This window comes from Terriglobales bacterium (assembly GCA_035764005.1).
Taxonomy (GTDB): Bacteria; Acidobacteriota; Terriglobia; order Terriglobales; family Acidobacteriaceae; genus Gp1-AA112.
In genome coordinates this window covers 57,324-77,113 of sequence record DASTZZ010000111.1, presented here as the reverse complement: position 1 = coordinate 77,113, position 19,790 = coordinate 57,324, and the positions used below count along the sequence as shown (strand labels likewise).

General features: G+C 55.5%; 13 protein-coding genes. 7 read left to right on the top strand and 6 right to left on the bottom strand.

Translation table 11 applies throughout. The features are described from left to right. Nucleotides 1-84 precede the first annotated feature (84 nt). Nucleotides 85-1,212, bottom strand: coding sequence for a tetratricopeptide repeat protein (locus tag VFU50_18415; GenBank protein HEU5234837.1), 1,128 nt, complete (start codon nucleotides 1,210-1,212; stop codon nucleotides 85-87). A 227-nt stretch (nucleotides 1,213-1,439) separates the two neighbouring features. Between VFU50_18415 and VFU50_18410 the strand changes: the two genes are divergently transcribed. The 4 genes from VFU50_18410 (at nucleotide 1,440) to VFU50_18395 (ending at nucleotide 4,448) form a co-directional block, all read left to right on the top strand. Further along, nucleotides 1,440-1,709, top strand: coding sequence for a hypothetical protein (locus tag VFU50_18410; GenBank protein ID HEU5234836.1), 270 nt, complete (start codon nucleotides 1,440-1,442; stop codon nucleotides 1,707-1,709). A gap of 112 nt (nucleotides 1,710-1,821) precedes the next feature. Beyond that, nucleotides 1,822-2,313, top strand: coding sequence for a hypothetical protein (locus VFU50_18405; protein ID HEU5234835.1), 492 nt, complete (start codon nucleotides 1,822-1,824; stop codon nucleotides 2,311-2,313). Between the two features lie 126 nt (nucleotides 2,314-2,439). Then, nucleotides 2,440-3,666 (top strand): serine hydrolase domain-containing protein, encoded by a 1,227-nt coding sequence (locus tag VFU50_18400; protein ID HEU5234834.1) that lies wholly within the window; start codon nucleotides 2,440-2,442, stop codon nucleotides 3,664-3,666. A gap of 128 nt (nucleotides 3,667-3,794) precedes the next feature. Beyond that, complete coding sequence (locus VFU50_18395) at nucleotides 3,795-4,448, top strand: class I SAM-dependent methyltransferase (GenBank protein ID HEU5234833.1); 654 nt, start codon at nucleotides 3,795-3,797, stop codon at nucleotides 4,446-4,448. A gap of 37 nt (nucleotides 4,449-4,485) precedes the next feature. Here the strand turns inward: VFU50_18395 and VFU50_18390 are convergent, their stop codons facing one another. Genes VFU50_18390 through VFU50_18375 form a run of 4 tightly spaced genes read right to left on the bottom strand, consistent with a single transcriptional unit; the run spans nucleotide 4,486 to nucleotide 9,794 of the window. Next, nucleotides 4,486-5,838: a hypothetical protein gene (locus VFU50_18390; GenBank protein HEU5234832.1), complete on the bottom strand. Its 1,353-nt coding sequence runs from the start codon at nucleotides 5,836-5,838 to the stop codon at nucleotides 4,486-4,488. A gap of 19 nt (nucleotides 5,839-5,857) precedes the next feature. Further along, nucleotides 5,858-6,838 (bottom strand): carbohydrate kinase family protein, encoded by a 981-nt coding sequence (locus VFU50_18385; GenBank protein HEU5234831.1) that lies wholly within the window; start codon nucleotides 6,836-6,838, stop codon nucleotides 5,858-5,860. Nucleotides 6,839-6,892: 54 nt separating this feature from the next. Further along, entirely contained in the window at nucleotides 6,893-8,359 is a 1,467-nt protein-coding gene (locus VFU50_18380) for a M20/M25/M40 family metallo-hydrolase (GenBank protein ID HEU5234830.1), read from the bottom strand. A gap of 22 nt (nucleotides 8,360-8,381) precedes the next feature. Continuing rightward, nucleotides 8,382-9,794 carry an APC family permease gene (locus VFU50_18375; protein HEU5234829.1) on the bottom strand — a complete coding sequence of 471 codons (1,413 nt, stop codon included), beginning with the start codon at nucleotides 9,792-9,794 and terminating at the stop codon, nucleotides 8,382-8,384. Nucleotides 9,795-9,871: 77 nt separating this feature from the next. Here VFU50_18375 and VFU50_18370 point away from each other — a divergent pair, with 77 nt between their 5' ends. Further along, nucleotides 9,872-10,741, top strand: a complete 870-nt coding sequence (locus tag VFU50_18370) for a creatininase family protein (protein HEU5234828.1) — start codon at nucleotides 9,872-9,874, stop codon at nucleotides 10,739-10,741. A gap of 9 nt (nucleotides 10,742-10,750) precedes the next feature. Next, a complete protein-coding gene (locus tag VFU50_18365; GenBank protein ID HEU5234827.1) occupies nucleotides 10,751-12,619 on the top strand; it encodes a tetratricopeptide repeat protein in 1,869 nt (622 codons plus the stop codon). A gap of 16 nt (nucleotides 12,620-12,635) precedes the next feature. Here the strand turns inward: VFU50_18365 and VFU50_18360 are convergent, their stop codons facing one another. Further along, nucleotides 12,636-15,497: a PIG-L family deacetylase gene (locus VFU50_18360; protein HEU5234826.1), complete on the bottom strand. Its 2,862-nt coding sequence runs from the start codon at nucleotides 15,495-15,497 to the stop codon at nucleotides 12,636-12,638. A gap of 352 nt (nucleotides 15,498-15,849) precedes the next feature. On the opposite strand from VFU50_18360, the gene VFU50_18355 reads away from it, so the two are divergent. Next, nucleotides 15,850-19,269, top strand: coding sequence for a TonB-dependent receptor (locus tag VFU50_18355; GenBank protein ID HEU5234825.1), 3,420 nt, complete (start codon nucleotides 15,850-15,852; stop codon nucleotides 19,267-19,269). Nucleotides 19,270-19,790: the final 521 nt, after the last annotated feature.

Below are 19,790 nucleotides of genomic sequence, written 5' to 3'. Positions count from 1 at the left end.
ACGCAATAGGCTACAGAGTCGCAGCGTCCGCCCTCTAAAGGTGTTCTGCCTATCGCCTATTGCTTAGTGCCTACTCCGTCTTTCCTACTGTGCCCGATACGGTTCGCGCAGCAGCTTACGCGCAATCTCGGCCTGTGTCGAGGAGTCGTCCTGCGCGATGACCGTTTGATACTCCTGGACAGCCTGATTGCGCTCGCGCATTAAGTCATAAAGTTGTCCCGCGGCAAGCTCGGCACGCTGACGCAGGCTGAGCTGTCCCGTGGGGACGCTGGCCGTGACCTCGTAATTCTTGAGCGCCTCGTCATACTTCTTCTGCCCGCGCAGGCTCTCGGCTAAACCGAAAGTCGCGAATTCGATATGCGCGCCAGCGTAGCGGCCGGCCTTAGCTCCGTTCACCAGTTTCTCGTAGCAGACGATCGACTCTGTCCCCTTCCCGCCGTCCTTCAGCAGATTGCATTCCTCGAGGGCGAACAGAAAGTTCTTCGGGTATTGCTTGGTCAACGTATCGACGACCTTTCCCGCTTCGTCATATTTGCCTTCTCTGCGGAGAAACAGGGCCAGCGCGACACGCGCATCGACGCTTGACTCGTGTCCTTCCTTCGCAGCCTCCCGCAGATACTCCAATCCCTTCTTTTTGTTACCTCCAAGCCCGGCGATGCCGGCCAGCATCTTCACCGGCATCGGCAAGCTGCCGACGACGTAGTTATGCGCGCCAACCACGGTCTTCGCATCGATGTATTTCGGATCCAGCTGTAGCACGCGTTCGTGATCTCGTCGCGCAGCAACGGCGTTCCGCAGCGCCGAGAGGAAGCTTTTGTCGACCAAAGCGATATAGGTCGACTTCAGCCCACGAGCCTCGCCTCGGACATAGAGCGCGTCCACATCATTCGGATTCTTGGCCAGCCGCTCGTTGCACAGGTTAATGGTTTCCGCCGTAAGCTGATCCACCTGCGCTCGAACCGCCGGATTGCCATTTGCGGCGCGCCCACTCAAGAAGCCGTCATGGGCGTAAAGCGTAGTGTCCAGAAGGTTAAGACGATATAGCTCACGAAAGACCGTCGCCTGCAGAACGTGGACTACCGCAAAAGGATCCTGCGGATGGGCTTTTTCGATGCGCTCAAATTGGGAAACCGCCTTGTCGTACTCCAAATTGTAGAAATCATCGAGCGCGAGCTTTACCTGAGGATCGTCTGCTGCGCGATATGGGGTCACAGACGCCTCCGGACTCGACGCGTTGAGAATCTGCGGGCTAACGAGGAAGGTATTTACTACCAAGCCACCGAGGAAACACAGTAGGAAAACCGCACGTACATGCACCGGAGAGCTAAGGACCGGGTAAGGCTTCATGGCGGGGTACTTGCGAAGTTTACCTGATATTCGCGCTGCCCTGAAGCAGGTACAAAGAACCTGCCCCCGGAAAGACTGCGAGAACTCTATCTATGAACAGGCCGGTTAGAACGGCAAAGGATTGCTATACCGCGGCAGAGGCAGCGGCGGAGCTGAACATCTCCGTCGAGCGGCTCAACCATCTGCTCGATCGCAAACTTTTCAACGACGGCTCTGGACGCCCTGCAACTCTCAGCTTCCAGAGCACCGACCTCATCCTGCTCCGCTTTTGGCTTGAGCAGGACCAGCCCAAGCTCATCCAGATGCCTTCGCGCAGCATGCGTCGGGGCACCGGAACTGACGATTTTGAAAGCGAGCGGTAAAACTTTCACCATAACTTCCCCAACGCAAATTCATAACTTGTTGAATCCACAAACGTTACGGATACGTAACTTTGGCTCTTCACGTGCGAGCAACAAAGTTAGGAATTTTCCCATGAGTACCAACCCTCTGCGAAGAGAAGGCTCCTACTGGAAGCCAGTGCTGGATTACGAGCACTGGGAAGCTGACGCTCCCGGCGGAAGCGGAACTGGAGCGCATACGGCAGTAGCAGAAGCCGAGCCAACGGTTCGTCATGACCTGTGCCGCCACTGCGGCGCGGAATTCGTAGTCGACTCCCCATTCTGCCGCATGTGCGGTCGCGCGAAGGACGAGACTTCCATGGCTCGCGACAATAAGAGCCTCTGGCGCGCTGCCGACTTCTCGCAGCTCCGCCGCAGTCTCGGGTTGAGCATTGGAGCAATGATCTGCTTCATCCTCGGCGTAGCCTGCGTCGGTGCGGCAGTGGCAACGGGTTTCATCTATACCGCCAATACCCTGGTTGATTGGCAAGCGATCCAAGCTTGGCGCTGCGAATGGCTGATCGCTGCCGGCGTAGCCTTTGTTTGCGGCATTCTCCTGAATGGTCGAAAGGCAACACAGATTTAGGCGCACCTGAACCTCGAAAGTAATAAGACCCGCCGAATGGCGGGTCTTTTTTTTGTTGCGTATACCGATTCCAAGAGTTCCTCGCTATCAGAAAAATTTCGTCACGAAGGCAGACGCTATGGCCACATGGGGAAATCGCGAACCGATGCCCTGGAGCATTCAGCAGTCGCCCGCAAACGTGGCAAGCGCGCTAGAATCGTGCGCACTCGCATGCTGAGTACACGTAGCCGTTCACTTCTCCTATCGCTATTTCCGGGCCGTCGCGCGCCTGTTTACTTCATCCTTCTGTCAATCCTGTGCCTCACCTTCCCGGCATCTGCGGGGCAAACACAATCAGGTTTCGATGCGGAGGAGGCAATTGATCGCATTGCCACCGAGCAATTGCAGAAGCAGAAGATTCCTGCGATGACCATTGCCGTGGGTTTAGATGGGAGGGTCGTCTACTCCAGGGGATTTGGGAGCGCTGATCTAGAGAACGGCGTTCCTGCCACTGCGGAGACGCTGATTCGCACCGGTTCGATTGCGAAGCCGCTTAGTGCGGTGGCGGTATTGACGTGGGTGGAGGCCGGCAAGCTGGAGCTTGATGCACCTGTTCAGAAGTACTGCCCGACGTTTCCGCGCAAGCCGTGGGAGATCACGACGCGCGAGCTGCTGATGCATACATCCGGAATCCGTCACTACAAGGATGACGAGATCGCGAACACCAGGCACTACGAGACCATGAGCGATGGCTTCGCTATCTTTGCGAATGATCCGCTCCTATTCGAACCTGGAACCAAGTTCAGTTACAGCACCTACGGATACACAGTCGTTGGATGTGTGCTCGAAGGCGCCTCGGGCGAGAAGTTCTTCAATTACCTTCGTGAACATGTGCTCCAGCCTGCAGGGATGACGCATACGTTTGTCGATAGCGTGTCCACCATCGTGCTGCATCGTGCACGCGGATATCAGGTCAAAAATGGGAATGTCGAAAACGCCGGGCTGATGGATTCAAGTTACAAGATTCCCGGAGGTGGGCTGGTCTCGACAGCGGAAGACATCGTGCGCTTCGATCTCGCTTTAATGGACGGCAAAATCCTGAAGCCGGCGACGCTCGCCGCAATGTGGACTCCGAGCGATCGTCCGCAGCTTCAAGGCGGAAAGCCATCGACGTACGGCATGGGATTCGACGTTCTTACCACAGCCGGGCAGAAATACGTCACGCATAACGGAGGTCAGCAGGGGACAAGCACAGCTATGGCGTTTATCCCGAGCAAGCGCTTTGCAGTTGCTGTATTCACGAACGATGAAAACGGTAGACCGGACGATGTGCTTCGTCCCATTTTGGACCTTTATCACATGCCTCATCCGTAGCTTGCGAAATTCGAGCGCAGACGGCGCGCCTGCGAGCCACCGCGACAGTTTCACTTTCTGCTTTCGAGATCAAACTCCTCCACCCGAATCGGCTCCATGGCATTCAAGTGGATGAATACTGGTGCACGATGAAAATAATCACAATCAAGCCACGCCGCAATCACTGCCAAAAGCCGCAAGGATGGTTGGGACGGATTTTCCTGTGGAACATGAACTCGCGGCACTCGAGGGTCACTGATTGGGGTTTGTCGCACGTTCGCATCGAGAAGCAGTACACGATTCTCGATGTTGGCTGCGGCGGTGGAAGGACGCTCAGCAAGTTGGCCGCGGTCGTCACAGAAGGCAGAATCTATGGCATCGATCATTCTGAGGAGAGCGTCGCCGCTAGCCAGAAGACGAATGCTAAGTGGGTTGCGATGGGACGCGTCGAAGTCCGGCTTGGCTCGGTTTCTCAACTTCCCTTTGCGAATCACATGTTCGATCTCGTTACTGCCGTAGAGACTCATTTCTGGTGGTCCAACCTGCAGGAAGGCATGCGTGAAATCAACAGAGTCTTGAAACCGGGAGGCAAGCTTGTCCTTATTGCGGAAGTCTATAAAGGTGCGAACTCGACCATATCACGCCTCGTGGAAAAGCACGCGCCACAGACCGGCTTGGTCCTGCTCGATATCCAGGAGCACCGCGAATTGTTCGCGAACGCGGATTTTTCCCAGATTGAAATTGCAACGCAAGCCGAAAAAGGCTGGATCTGCGCAGTGGGGACGACGGCGCCAGTCAGTTAATTTGGAGCCCTGAACCGACGGAGCTAGGACTTTTACATCAGGAGTCCAAGCCCATCTGGTTGCCGAATACCTGCATATAGTCAGAGAGCACCTGGGTCGCAGCTTTCTCCCGAGCGATCAAAGGATTTTTGACCAATGCTGTCACTGCGGCTGCTTTGGAGCGATTCAAGGCTGCTGCGACAGTCAAACGTTCGTATTCTTTAACCTGTAGCAGTAACTCCTTCACCGCCTCGGGCGCATGGCCAACTCGCCGCGGAGTTACTCCCGAGGAGGATACTGAACAAGGCAATTCCACAGCATCGCTGGGTTGGAGGTTCTCGAGAGCGCCATTGTTGCGAACCGTGAGTGGTATAGAAGTCGGCGATGGTGCATTCAGTGCTTTCAGCACCATGGTTGCAATGCGTTCATATCCCGAAAACTCCGAATAGAGTTCTTGTTCTCCTTTGCGCACCGTTCCCGCCGTCGCCTCGATGCTGAAGTAGGAGGCGTTTCGCTCGCGTAAGTAACCTTCATAGATCTCGATCAGTTTCAATTCGGGAGCCCCAGAGAGCCGTTGGAACAATTCCCGGTTCATCTTGGAAATCGCTTCGCCACGCGATTGTCCTGTGCGTTTGGTGTTGCGATAAGCTGTATCGGGGAAATAGTAGAAGTAAAGATATTCAGTCGGAAGCAAGCCCAACTTTTGAATAAAGTCAGATGGAAACAGCGCGTGTCGATAACACTTCTGGATGAGCTCAGGCGAAGCAAGAATCCTGGGCAGCAGATCCTCACCCGCCTTGGTCCGAACCGATCGCACCCAGCCAAGATGGTTTAACCCTAAATAGTCGAACTCGAGCTCGAAAGGGTTTCTTCCGAGAGAAGTTGCGATTGACTCGAACGTTTCGAGCGGAGTGTCGCACACTCCAATTACGTTCACGTTTGTGTGATTCAGCAGGCCTTGAGAAATGATGCCGACCGGGTTCGTGAAGTTGATCATAATTGCCTTTGGGGCAATACGCTCGACGAGACGCGCATATTCCAGCATGACCGCCAGGTTGCGCATCGCGCATGCGAAGCCGCCGGCGCCGACGGTTTCTTGTCCGACCAACCCATGCGCAAGAGCGATGGTTTCGTCTTTCACGCGGGCCTCGATGCCACCGGCACGTACGCTAGTAATCACATAAGTCGCTCCTTCCAGCGCTTTCTCCGCAGTGGGGCAAACGTCGAGGCTTGCCGCAAGTTGACTGCGTTTCGCCATTGCACGCGAGACCTTGCCCATTGCGGCCAGGCGAGCGGAATCGATGTCCCAAAATGCAACTTCCGAAATTGGAACCGTTCGCGAAACTTCCGCGAGCCCATAGATCAGAAGCGGCGTTCTCACGCCCGCGGCGCCGATGATCGCAATCTTCATTATCGAGTTGTTCTCCTAATTAATTCCTGTGCCGATCCATTTGGTCGGAATTGCTCTTGAGCCGGCCCATTAATTTTCGCAGCTTTGCCGCCGAAGGAAGAACCGACGAGCCACCTGCCCCGGTGGTTGCCAGTGCTCCGCAGACGTTTCCGGCCCGCAGACAGTCTCCGAGATCCCAGCCCGCAAGATAGCCATGAAGAAAGCCGCCATTGAAAGCGTCACCTGCTCCCGTCGCGTCGATGGAGCGGACGGGCAGCGATGCTACCCGCAGTACCTTCCCATTTTGAATTGCAACCGAACCTGCAGGTCCTAACTTTATGAGTGGCACAGGCATCCATTCTGCAAGTTTTTTCAGTGCTCGCTCGGTGGTTTTCTCGTTCGTGATGGCACGAGCCTCGACTTCGTTCGGGAATAAGAAATCGAGTTGCCGGAGCAAGCGCGACAAGTCTTGTGATCTAAACATCTCGGGATTCCAACCTATATCGGCGGAGACGCTTAGACGTTGCGCACGTAGGCGCTTTATCCAAGGGAGCCATGCAGCGATTGGCCAGAGCGCACAGGCGAGATGGACGTGCCTGGCATTGCGCAACGCTTGCTGCGCTGCGGGACGGCTCAATAGTTTCTCAAGATGTTGATTGATGGTGTCATGCGTAATCATCATTCGATCGCCATTGAAGGCCGCGCAGACAGTGCGTGCTGTGGGAAGCGCTGACGCGTATTCGCAGGCATCCATAGAAACCTTGTTGTCTCCAAGACTTCGCCATGCCGGACTTGAACGCACATCTTCTCCAACCCTGGCGATAGCTGCGGTCCGGGTTCCCAGTCTGGACGCAACCAAAGATGTAGTTGCCAGTCCTCCTCCGGGAAGCTGAGCAAAATGGCGGGTTTTCACTTCTTCTCCCAATCTGGGAAGGTCGGGAAGAGCATAGAAGATCAAGTCAAGAAAGAATTCGCCGACGACGACCAGAGTCGGGCCGTGGGTGCCTGGAGAAGACGCCATTACTCTCAAAATCATAGCAGCCGCTGAACTGGTGGCCGACCAATGGCGTGCTATCTACTCCGACTCAACCTGCACGAGCGTCTTATAGATCAGCTCTGTCCCTTGCTCGAGCGAGTGAATGGACACGCGCTCATCGTTTCCGTGCATACGCCGCAGATCCTCTGAGGTGATCGGGTACGGATAGATTCCGTAAACGGGAACACCGCGGCTGCGCCAGGCGCCGGCATCTGTTCCGGCTTGGAACAGGTAGGGCGTCACCGGAGTGTCAGGCCATATCGAATGCGCGCTTGCTTCGAGCGCGCGGTAAAGCGCGGTGTCTTTCCTCGAAGGACTCAGGCTCGACCTGAGCTTCAGGAGCGCTGCGGCGCGCTGTCCTTCGGGCGTGTCGGGCGATGCCAGCGAGACCTCAACGCGAGGATCGTTGATGACCTGCCGCATGCGGGAGAGTAAAGCATCGAAATCTGTATTGGGAATCAGACGGACGTTGATCGTCGCCTGAGCCGAACCTGGAATCACGTTTCCGCGAAATCCGGCTTTGAGAAGCACGGGGGCGAGGGTATTACGCATGAGCGCATGGAGCAGAGGATTCTGGCTCACCTGCCGGTCGGCTTCCCGCACCTGCGCGGGGTCTTTGCTGTTGAGCAGGATGTCTAGATTTCTCGAAAGCGGCGGCTGGCTGACTTTCGCCAGCGTTTGAAAAAATTCGCGCGTGCTGGGAATGAGTTCCAGCGGAGTTTCATATTCGGAAAGACGGCTCAGAGCGCGGGCTAGAGAGTAGATCGCGTTGTCCGGCGTCGGCATAGACGAGTGCGTCGAATTTCCCGTCGTAGTAACCAGTACGGGAATCGAAAACTTGTCTGCGGTCGAGACGCTCACATACTGGACGTGGCCAGCGGTGTCCTCCATGATCCAGCCGCCTTCGTTCAGGGCAAACTCGCAGTTGATCAGATCCCAATGCGAATTTGCCAGCCATGTAGTGTTGTATGGTCCGCCTTCTTCGTCAGCTTCGGAGAGAAGGATTACGTCTCGATGGAGAGGAACATGGTTTTTCGCAAGCTGCATCACGGCCTGGGTGAAGACGGCAAGGCCGCCTTTGAAATCGATGGCGCCGCGACCGTACACGTAGCCGCCGCGAACGATTCCCGAAAACGGATCAACCGTCCATTTCTCCCGCTCGACTCCCACCACATCGGCGTGAGCCGCAATGAGGACTGGCTTCTTTGTGCCGTCTCCTTTGAGGCGGGCGATGAAATGCGATTTGCCCGGAGCGGGCGTCGGCACGATTTGGATTTCAAACCCGAGTGGACGCAAACGGGAAGCGAGAAATTCTGCGATTTTGTTTTCGTTTCCCGGGGGGTTGCTGGTGTCGATGCGAATCAGCTCGGAGAGCAGGTCGGCGGTCGGGTGTTCGTCCCCTTCAGCCCGAAGCGTCTGTGCCGAAACGGCAAGGCAGAAAACCAGAACGAATAAATTCAACAGGTGGCGAGTGCGGAGAGATGAACGTGCAATGACTGTTGTCATAATTCAGGAACTGGAACCAGAATCAAACAGCGGACGTTGACCGATTGTGGACGCGTTCTTTCAGCGGCCAAGACCTGAGTGCCCGAGCTCGTAAGAGAAACGCTCCCAATCCTAGAACTAGCAGAACGAGCGCACTCCCAACGTACTGGCGCTGGTCAGGAGTGGAAGCGACGTAAATCCACCCGACCAGTGCGATGAGTGCCGGAACGGGAAAGAGCCACATCGTGTAAGGACGCGGAATATCCTTTCGATATCGCCTAATGGCGAACAACGCCAGAATCTGGGGGATGAACTGGAAAATGATCTGCGTGATCATCAAGGCCGACACCAGGCGCTCCAGCGATAGCCAGCAGAGCGGGACAGCCAGTAGACTGATTGCAACCAGTGCCACAGTGGGAAAGTGTCCTTTTGGATGGACCCGGCCAAAGACGCTAAAGAAATTTCCTTCAGCTCCGGCTGCGTAGAGAATCCGCGAGTATCCGAGAGTCATGGTAAAGATTCCACCCAGAGTCGCAGCCAGGATTAGCACCGTCATAAACGCTGCCGCACGCGATCCGTATAACTTGCCGATGAATTCTGAAACCACCGCGTGCGAGACCGCCGCGTCTCTCCAGGGAATGGTTCCGATGATAGTGACGCTCATAATCAGATAAAGCACCGCAACCAGCAGTACCGATAAGACAATCGCACGAGGAATGTTTTTTGCCGGCTTTTTAACTTCTGCTCCCAAATAAGTAATGTTGTTGTACCCGCCGTAGTTGTACATGGCAATCAGAGTGGCGCTGGCGAGCCCATAAAAAAACATTTTGGAGAGATGAAATGCTCCTGAAGGAAAATCGAATGCCATGCGGCTGTTCATGTGAATCAGGCCGGCACTGATCACCCAGAACATCGCGCACAGAACGATTACCAGCATAATGACGGAGAGCCGTCCGACCGTTTTGATGGGGCGATACAGAAGGAAGGCGATCAGCAAGCTGATGAATCCGGCCAAAGCTCCAACACCGAAATGAGTCAGTCCGGGAAAGAAGAAGTGAGAGTATTCAGCGAATCCCACGCACGCGGCCGAGATCGAGAGTGGCGCGGCAAAGATCGTTTCCCACAAAAAGAGAAAAGAAACCAGCCTGCCCCATGTGTGTGGACCGAAGGCCTCTCGGAAGTAGATATACGCGCCACCGGCACCTGGCATGGCCGCGCCCAGCTCTGCATAGACCATGCCATCACAAATGGAAAATATCGCCCCTAAGAACCAGCCTAGAATTGCCTGCGGTCCACCCATAGCGGAGAGAATGATGCCAATGGTGATGAATGGACCGATGCCGATCATCCCCAGCATGTTCACAGCTACGGATTGAGTGACTCCCATGCCGCGGACTAATTTGTCGGAAGCGCGCGCTACCTCATGGGGAAGATGCGGTGTAGAGTTGTCGGCCAATGGGGAATCCTGAATTTTGAAAGACGAACGGTGAGCGCAATATAGCACGTAGAGCAGAGCAGCATTGAGGGAGGAGCATGGAGGAGCTGACACGAAGAACGGTACTGCGCGCGGCGTTGACCGCCCCCGCGCTGTTCGGAACCATGCGTGCTGAGATGCAAGCGCATGACGATCGCGTGCAGCCAACACGCTATGAAGAAGTAGTCGGATTTGAGGCTGGCGAACTTGTCTCTCGGCATCCATTTGCGATAGTGCCGTTGGGCAGTCTGGAATTTCATGGCCCACATAATCCTCTAGGAACGGACTCGATGATCATCTCCGGCATAGCCGATAGCGTCGCAGCGCGAACTAAGGCGCTGCTGCTTCCGACTATCCGATTCACGCAATGTCCATCGCACACCGCGCATTTTGCGGGAACCGTGAGCATGCGACCGGAGGTGATGACCATGTACTTCGCGGACGTTCTGCGCAATGTGCTTCATCTTGGGTTCAAGCGAATATTCATTCTCAACGGACACGACGGCAACGTTGGCCCGGCGCGCGGAGCCATTGCCGAGGTGGCGCACGAGGTAAACGATTCGGCATTGCTCTTCGCGAGCTGGTGGGAGTTTCTGCCGGCAGAAACCGTTAAATCGCTCGGTTTGTTTACCCAATCGAATGGAGGACACGGTCACGGAGGTCCACTGGAAACGTCGGCTGTTGCAGCTTTTCGTCCAGATCTCATTCACCTCGACAAAGCACGCGATCTGCCTGAGCCGCCTGATCTTTCCGGCGGGCCACCATACTTTCTGCAAAAATCCACTGCGCAGGATTGGCCCGGCTACTCAGGTCGTGTGAGTGAAGCTTCGGCCGAAAAGGGACGCAGACTGGTGAAGATGAGCGAAGATGGAATCCTGAAACTGATTGAAAACTGGCTTGCCCACCCCGAAGCAGCAGGGAGCTGGTAGACATTCATCGTGCAGGTCAATCGTTCCACTTTGGGCCGAACACAAAACCTACTTTTTGTTTGTTGTGTGTTGCTGTACGCAGCAAGCGGGACCTTTGCATCGCCTTTCCTGCAGTCTTCCGGTATACGAAAGCAGCCCGCCTCCACCGTCGGAAAGGCGAGGGCAGCGCTGGCTTCCGGCAATCCGGGAGAAGCCATCCGGCTTTTGTCTCCTCGCATTCAGAGTCATCCTCAGGATGTTTCGGCGCGTTTAGCTCTGGCTCAGGCTTATGTGGCTGCAGGGCAAGACGGCCAAGCTCAAGAGCAGTACGAAAACATCCTGCAAGCTGCTCCAGCAAACTATTCGGCTTTGGCGGGGCTCGGAGAGATATACGAACGTGCGGGCGATTTGACGAAGGCTGAACCGCTTCTCGCTCGGGCCTCCGAGCTGAGTCACGGTCATGCACAGATTCGAACTGCCTGGGCGGCTGTTCTTGCGCGAATGCATCGGTATCCTGAAGCATCTCGCGCCTTAGCCGGCGTGCCAGCTCCATCTTCAATCGAGGAAGCGATTGCATTTCATCGCCTCAAAGCAGCCGTTGCTCTCGGATTGGGAAAGCCTGAAACCGCAGCTTCAGAGATGGAAAAAGCTCTGACGCTCGCGCCGGCTCAGGTTACTCTTCAGATGGCTACGGCAGCCGCCGAACTTCAGGCCAGCCACTGGAAACGCGCTGAGACTTTGACGGCCTCACTGTTCGATAGCACTCATGACGCAAACGTCGGACTTATGCTGCTCGAGGCCCAACTTGGCAGCAATGACGACGTCAGCCCAACGCTCCAAGCTCTCGGCGAAATCTCATTGCCGGCCGATCAGGAAAGCCGTTTGCGCGAGCGCATGGCAGAGCTTCTTATCGGACATGAGCATTTCACCGACGCGACTGAGGAACTCAAGAGAGCGATCGAGCTTGAACCTTCGCGCGCCGACCTGAAGTTCAATCTTGCGCTCGCACAATTCAGAGCCGCGAAACTCGACGACGCATTGGCTACAGCCGAGGCTCTGCAAAAGACCTCTGATACCGCCGAACTCGAAGACTTGATCGGCGACATTCAGGAGGCGCGCGGCGACAATCTTGCCTCAGTCCATAGTTATGAAGCCGCCGTGGCTTTGGCTCCGAGCGAAGAAAAATATCGAATTTCTCTGGCGTTGGAACTGATGCGCCACAAGAGCTTTGAACCTGCGCGCGTCGTTTTGAAGCAAGCGGAAGAGTCGCATCCGGAGTCGTGGCGTATTCAGTTTGCGTTGGGAATGGTCGAATATTTCGCCGGCAGCTTGCAGGATGCGATCAAAACACTTCTGAACTCTGCGGCTATTTCCCCCAATCCAGACGCGGCTCTACAGCATGTCGGCCAGATTGAAATGGATGAGAGCGGAGCACCGGATCCGGCGGCAGTGAAAGGCATTTGCAACTACAGCAGCGCGCATCCTCACTCGACAAGAATTCAGTTCTACTGCGCGGCACTTCGCTTTCATCGTGATTACGCGGCTCACGACACTGCCCATGCTGAAGAACTCGTGCGCGATCTGAACGCCTCGGCGAAAGCTCTCCCGCACGATGCTGCTCCACGCTGCCAACTGGGAAAGGCGTATCGCTGGCTTGAGCGCTGGCAGGATGCGCTGCGCGAATCCGAGGTTTGCGCGCGCATGGACCCCAACTCAGCGGATGCGCATTACCGGCTCGCGCAAATTTATCAACATCTCGGGCAGCAGCAGCGGGCGGAAGAGCAAATGAAGTTGTACGAAACTGCCTCGACGCGGGTTGCTGATGAAAACGCTCGCCGCGACGAGACGATCAAGACCTTCCTGTACTCAATTGAGAACGATCCTCGCGATCACAAATGAGCCGCAGTGTGCAAAGTTACGGCTTCCTGGCCGCGGAACGTTGTCCTCCCTGTCCGCCTGCGATCTGCGGACTCTTGCCCAGGCTGATCATGTTCGCAAATAATCGATAGGCGCCCGGCACGCCTTCGGGTAATTGTCGATAGAATGCATAAGCGTTGTAGATGTAAACGCCTTTCCCATAATGGGCATAGACGAGGCCGCCCTTCTGCGGCTCTTGTCCCGCATCGTGCGTTTCAAGCAATGGTTCGTAGTGACTGTCCCACGATTGCAGGAACTTCGAGCCGCGTTCTTCCACCCACCCATCGAAGTCTTTAGTCGTTATCCGATTCGGCCAGGAGAAGACTGGATTCGAAGGATCGAGGATTTCTATTTTGGAATGCTCGTCGGTTACTTCCTCCGGGTTCGAACCCATCTTGTACGGATACGGTCCGTAGTCATGATCGTATTCCGGCGTGTTGTACTGCACGATCACTACGCCGCCGTTTTTCACGTAATCGAGAAGGCGTGTGTTGTAGGTCTTGAGATCTTCGCGCACGGCATATGCGCGTACGCCGAGGATGATGGTATTGAATCGCGATAGATCACCGCTCGCCAGGTCTCCTGACGATAGGAAGTGCACGTTGATTCCCAAATTGGTCAGCGACTGCGGTACCTCGTCCCCCGCACCGACGATGTAGCCCACGTTGAGGCCCGGAGCCACCTTCACGTCCACGCCGGTGGTTCGGTAAGCAGAAGGGCGATAAAGATTGTAGGGGCGCAGTCCCGGGTATCCCGTGGTGTGGTAGCCCTCCTTGTAGTCGCGCCCGTTGTATGTAGCGACGGCGGTGAGCGTGTATGGCTTCTGTTCGATGCGTCCCGGTACAACGTGGAATTTCAGATTCTGGTCATCACCATCTTTTGCCGTCGAGAATTCCTGCTGAGCCGCGTTCCATCCGGCAGGAAGGTCGACCTTAACGGTGCCCTTTGCAGGGCCCTTAACGTTGCTGTGGATAGTTACGGTCAGATCGAAGGCCTTTGAGCTCAGCGGCACGATGCCCGCGGTAGGCGAGAGCGCGACCGAAATTGCAGGAGCTACAATCAGCGGCTCCAGCACGGTTCCAGGTCCGGTCACTCGTTTTACCGACTGCACCACCTGCGAGAGCTCAAAAGGCGTTCCCTCGTAACTGAATTTCACCTTTGCGGCTAGCGGGTATGGCGCAAGCGGCAAGTTGAGGTACTGCGGCTGATCGATGTTGTAGTAAGGCTGCTCGATATCAGGACGGCTGAAGTAAGGACGCGTATAGCCGGCGTTCTGGGGAACATTCACGGTGAAGCGCACATCTATCGACTGATTGGATTTCAGGGTGCCTCGAGTCTGACCCTCCGGTGTAACGTTCCACTGGTCGCCTTGAGGAGTTTCGAGTGAAACGCTCTCGATCTCGACCGGCAGATTGGTCGGATTGGTGGTGTGGACCTTCACCCAAAACTGCTGGCCTGGAATCGCCACCTGGAACGTCTCCGGATTACGGAAGAATCGCGCAAATGGACCCGTCGGTTCCTTCTCGGGAGCGAGCGTAGCGAGCACGGAAATTCCCAGCGACTCGGCGAGCGCGTTCTCGAATTGGACCTGCTTCACTTTCAGCTCATGACTGATGTCGTACTTGGAATCATCATTCAAGCTGCTCGAGTTCACTTTATCCAAGAGCTCGTTCGTGGCTTTAAGTCCTTCCGCCAACGTGTCGGCGATAGCTTCAGGATGCTGCGCTGAGAACTCATGAAGCGCCTTCTCGACCGACACGTTGATTTGCGCGAGGCCAGAATTGAGGAACGATGCATCCCCGCCCTGCGCGAGAGTTGCGATGCCGGCCAGCGACACATCGACGCCGTCGAAAAAGGTCGATTCCTTCTCGGGAACAGAGACGAGCGAGGCGAAGCGATGGTACGGACTCATCTGCTCTTCTGCCGGAGGCATGCCGGTCCCGCCGTTTTGCGATCGCTGATGGCCAAGGCCAAGCCGCGAGACCTGCTCGTAAGTAAGACCAAGCAGCGGATTGTAGTCACCTTCGGGTATTTCGACGGCTGTCGATAACTGGCCCTTTTCGACGGTGCCGTTCGTGTAGTTGTTGAATTCCGCTGGATAATACTTTCCGTCAGCGTAGTCGTAGATTCCCTTTTCGGTAATGCGCGCGAAGGGCACGCGGGCATAGTCTTTGATGGGTTTCCAAGGTTTAAGTCCTTCTTTCAGTTGCTCAGGAAACATCGAGGGATCGCCCGCAGCTTTGAAGGCTTCCTGCGCCATCTGCCCCGCGGTTTGGTGATTTCCGTGCCCATCGGTGCGGCCGCCCACAAAAACGGACGTGATGACCAGCGGCCGCGTCATGCGCACGACGCGCACAACGTCTGCAAGCACGCGATCATGCCCCCAGTTCTGCAGACTTTCGTCTTTAGTTTTCGAAAAGCCGTAGTCGATCACCCGCGTCCAGTACTGCTGTGTGCCGTAGTACTGGTCGGCGGCAAGCAACTCTTCGGTTCGGACGAGACCGAGCGCGTCGAAGTAGTCGGAAGACATGACGTTGGCGCCGCCTTCGCCGCGATTCAAGGTCAGCAGCGCAACCCGCGCTCCCTGGCCGCGCGACTCGTAGGTGAGCATGCCTCCGTCTTCATCGTCCGGATGGGCAGTGACCATCAGCAGGCTGGCGCGTGTGTGGAGTTTTTGCAGGCTCTGCCACAGCGCTGCGGCTCCGCGGTCGAACTCGCTCGGTTGCGCACTCGTCTCGGGAGCAGACGTCGCCCGGGTGGGAGACTGCGCATTCGCTCCGCCGATAAACAGGGATGAAACGAGGGCAATTGCGAAAATAGCGATGAAGAATACGGAAATATGCTGCCATCGTAATCTCATGAAGGCTCCTTACCTCACATGTTCGGCTGGACTTGACGGCTAAAGTGCTCGCCAGAATTGATTCAACAAAAGCAACGGAATTGTACGGCGCAGGTCAACAGATGCCAAAACGTTTTGGTATTCGCAATTCATTTGCGATAACGATTGGCGGGCGATCACGTCTATCCAGCGCATCAGGGAAAAGTCTTGACAGTGGGAATTTAGCCGTTGTTAGATGTGAACCCATCTGACCGAATCGTTTCGACAGTTTCATGCCGGGAGCGCGAGCCTACCATCGCAGGGCTCCTGGTGGACTATGAGTCGGTCGCGATAGATGGAAGACAAGAGTCGAATGCAACAGCAGGAGGCTGCAATGAACTCTCGCCCCGGATTCACGAAAGCCGTCTTCAGCAGAGCTTTGGCGCTCTGCTTTTTAGCTTTTTGCGCTCTTCCCGCAATCGCCCAAATCGATCGCGGCGCAATCGTTGGACGGGTAACCGATGCGTCCGGCGCGATCGTGCCGAAGGCCACGGTCGTCGTTACCAACAAGGACACGGGCGTAGCGGTCACAACCAGCACAAATGAATCCGGAGAGTATCAGGTTCTGGCACTCATTCCCGGAACGTATTCGGTGCGCGTGAGTTCGCAGGGATTTGATAGCGTTCTGCGCGACAACATCGCTCTGCACGTGCAGGATCGCCTGTCGGTCGAAGTAAGTTTGAAGGTTGGTTCGGTGAGTCAGGAAATCGTAGTCACCGGCGCTGAGCCCCTGCTGCAAACGGAAACTGCAGATGTTGGAAATGTCGTCGATACGCAGCGAGTCAACGACCTGCCGTTGAACGGGCGCCGCTATGCGGACCTCGCGCTGCTGGAGCCTGGAGTGCAAAAGTTTTATGGCGCCGCGAATCCGGCTCCGGATCGTTTCAGCGTCAACGGAAACTTGGAGCTGCAGAATAACTTCCGCCTTAACGGCATCGACAACAACTCCTGGTCAGAGAATCTTCAGGAATTCTCAGTACAGGTAGTACAGCCGCCGCCCGACGCCATCCAGGAATTTCGTGTGCAGACGCGAACCTACTCCTCAGAGTTCGGAAACTCCGCCGGAGCTGTGATCAACGCCACGCTGAAGTCCGGCACCAACAACTATCACGGCGATCTGTTTGAGTTTGTCCGCAACAGCATCTTTGACGCCAACTCGTGGGTCAACAAACACGCAACGCCAGACAAAATCAAACCGAAGGGCCGTTTTTCTCAGAATCAATATGGAGGAACTTTCGGTGGTCCGGTAATCAAGGACAAGACATTTTTCTTTTTTGACATGCAGCGGTTCTCGAGCCGGCGCTCTACAACCGTTCAGAGCACCGTGCCGACTCCGCTGATGAAGCAGGGCAACTTCACCGAACTGAAAAACACGCTCAGCGATTCTCCTGTTGCTGGCCAAGCCGGCTGCGTAGTGGGAAACATTATTCAAGCGACGTGCATTGATCCTGTCGGATCCAAAATCGCGGCTCTGTTCCCCGATCCTAATTTTGGACCTGCGTTCGGAACACCCGGTAGTTGGACGGGGGCTCCAAACTACATCTTTTCTACGGTCGTCCCCAATGACACGTGGTCTCTCGACGGCCGTGTCGATCACACGTTGAATCAGACGAACCACATTTCCGGTAGCTACAGCTACTACCACGTGAGCCGCCAGGATCCCGCTTGGACCAGTGATCCCGTTGCGGGAAATGGCAACTTCGCCACGCAATATCGCACGCACACTCAGCTGTTGTCGCTGGATTGGACGCACAACCTCTCCAACACCTTTCTCAGCGATGCGCGGATCGGCTTCAATCGTGACTATGCTCACAGCGATCCAATCGGTCTGACGCTTGGTAAGTCATTGGCACCTACTTTTGGCCTGAATGGCATTCCTGATACGCCCAACACTGCGGGCTTGCCGCCGATCGAGATCAACGGACTTCAGCGACTGGGAACCTCACCGTGGCGTCCGCAGTACCAGATTTCGCAGGGTTGGGACATCCTCGAGAACCTTAGCTGGTTGAAGGGAAGTCATAGCTTCAAATTTGGCTACGAGTATCTCAAGCGCGGCGACAACTTCCTCGATATCCGAGCTCCGCAGGGTGAACCGCAAATCAACGGAATCTATACTGCTGGCGGCTCCTTCGGCTTGCCCGACTTTCTGTTGGGCGACGTCGACGCGACGCACTTCACTACTCCTCTGGTTGTCCACTACTTCCAGCCCGGGCACTCTTTCTTTGCCATGGACACCTGGCGAGCCACTTCGAAGCTGAACCTCACTTATGGAGTGCGTTACGAACTGTTCGCGCCCATCATGAGCCGCGACGACATGGTTTCAAACTTCACTCCGGCAAACGGTGGAGGCATTACAACCGCGGCGGCCAATGCATCGGGTTGGGCAAACAGGGCGTTAATTAATCCAGATAAGAATGACTTTGCTCCGCGCGTTGGATTCGCCTACCAATTGACAAGGAAAACGGTTTTCCGTGGCGGTTACGGAGTCTTCTATCAGCACTACAATCGGATCGGATCCGAGAGCTTGCTGGAATTGAATCCGCCTTTTTTACAGGACATACAACTGAACCAGGGTGTCGGGAGTTCAACTCCAATCTTCCTGCTCAAGAATGGCTTCCCATTGAGCACGATTACCGGAACAGCGCTTGACCTTACCAAACTCCAACTGCGTGCTCAGGATCCCAATCAGCGCTCGGGCTATGTGGAGCAGGCAAGCTTTGGTCCTGAATACGAGATATTCCAGAACACCGTCCTCTCCGCAACCTATGTTGGCAACTGGGGCCGAAAGATGAACCGGCTCAGAAACGCCAACCAGGGGCTGATCACTGGCACCGACAATGGGTGCCCAATCGTGCAGTTCCCATATGCGAACCTGAACACCGTTTCTAGCATTGATACGCGCGCGGCAGGCCCGAACTGCGGCTTAACCGGCCAGCATGGCTTCCTCGAATTGGCAACGAACGATGGCAACACGGACTACAACGGATTAGAACTGTCGCTCCGTAAGCGGATATCGAGTGGGATCGCGTACGCCGTCAATTACACCTACAGCCATGGATTAGCGAATTTCCAGGACAATCTCACTGGAGGCTCCACTCCTGCCAATGCATACAACTATGGCGCGGAAATGAGCAACTCGCCCTTCGACATTCGCCATCGATTTGTCAGCAACTTCACCTGGGATCTTCCGATCGGCAAGGGGAGACGATTTCTTTCAGGTGACAACTTGGCGAGTAACATAATCGGCGGATGGCAATTCAATGGCATTGTCACGCTGCAGACTGGCACTCCTTTCACGGTGACGACGCCGGATCTCAGCTTCACTGGCTCAAACCACGCTTCCTATCCCAATTGCGTGGGTGATCCGTTCGCGGGCGCGACCGGAGATCCTGCCAGCTATACGACTACAGGTTTCTTCATCAATCCTGCGGCGTTCGCTTTCCCGACGCGGGGGACATTCGGAACGTGCAGACCGCGGGCATTCCATGGACCTGGAATTCAAATGACGGACCTCAGTTTGTTCAAGATGTTCCGAATGACGGAGCGGTTCCAATGGCAGTTCCGGGCCGAATTTTTCAACGCTTTTAATCATCCGAACTTCGCGAATCCAAATGCGAGCTTTACAGCTGCGAATATCGGTGCTAACGGCTCGTTTGGCAAAGTTTCAAATACGCTGAATCCCATTCTGGGAACGGGTTCAGGAGGACCAGGAGACCCTCGCGAAATCCAATTGGCGCTGAAGCTGTACTTCTAGAATCCTCCTTATTATCGGCGGAGAGCCGGCTCAACGCCGGCTCTCCGGTTGATTGCGGTCTCAGGTATAGTCGCGAAGACGAGCGATTTCTTCGTCCGTCCGGAACATCTAAATCCGCCTGAGTAGATCTTCTGGGATCGCAATTGACGTTCGAGCGCAGCAATTTGATTAATATCTAGGCGCCTCTGACCTTGCCGCTTCGGCATAGTTCGATTCAGACTCCAAAGCGGAAGGAAAGCAGAAAACCGATCAGAGCATCGTAGATGAAAGCAGGAGTGCGGGCACTGCGCCAATGAAAAGAATGGCGGGGACGACGGGACTCGAACCCGCAGCCTCTGCCGTGACAGTGACCAATTTAGTTGTAACTGATTGAAATCCGGCGGGACGCGGATGGCTCCTACAGTCGGCTTTGGAGTAGTGAGTAAGAGTTAGTGGACCATAAAATATGGTGTGCTTTCCCACGGCACAGGTCGTCAATACTGCAGCAATTCACCAGTTAGAATGTCGCGGTTGTCCAGTTC

Excerpts from the sequence above, each read along its gene's own strand:
- VFU50_18385 (HEU5234831.1), bottom strand. The coding sequence starts at position 6,838 with ATGGCGTCTTCTCCAGGCACCCACGGCCCGACTCTGGTCGTCGTCGGC.
- VFU50_18360 (HEU5234826.1), bottom strand. The coding sequence starts at position 15,497 with ATGAGATTACGATGGCAGCATATTTCCGTATTCTTCATCGCTATTTTC.
- VFU50_18395 (HEU5234833.1), top strand. The coding sequence starts at position 3,795 with ATGAAAATAATCACAATCAAGCCACGCCGCAATCACTGCCAAAAGCCG.
- VFU50_18400 (HEU5234834.1), top strand. The coding sequence starts at position 2,440 with ATGGGGAAATCGCGAACCGATGCCCTGGAGCATTCAGCAGTCGCCCGC.
- VFU50_18390 (HEU5234832.1), bottom strand. The coding sequence starts at position 5,838 with ATGAAGATTGCGATCATCGGCGCCGCGGGCGTGAGAACGCCGCTTCTG.
- VFU50_18380 (HEU5234830.1), bottom strand. The coding sequence starts at position 8,359 with ATGACAACAGTCATTGCACGTTCATCTCTCCGCACTCGCCACCTGTTG.
- VFU50_18355 (HEU5234825.1), top strand. The coding sequence starts at position 15,850 with ATGAACTCTCGCCCCGGATTCACGAAAGCCGTCTTCAGCAGAGCTTTG.
- VFU50_18370 (HEU5234828.1), top strand. The coding sequence starts at position 9,872 with ATGGAGGAGCTGACACGAAGAACGGTACTGCGCGCGGCGTTGACCGCC.
- VFU50_18405 (HEU5234835.1), top strand. The coding sequence starts at position 1,822 with ATGAGTACCAACCCTCTGCGAAGAGAAGGCTCCTACTGGAAGCCAGTG.
- VFU50_18410 (HEU5234836.1), top strand. The coding sequence starts at position 1,440 with ATGAACAGGCCGGTTAGAACGGCAAAGGATTGCTATACCGCGGCAGAG.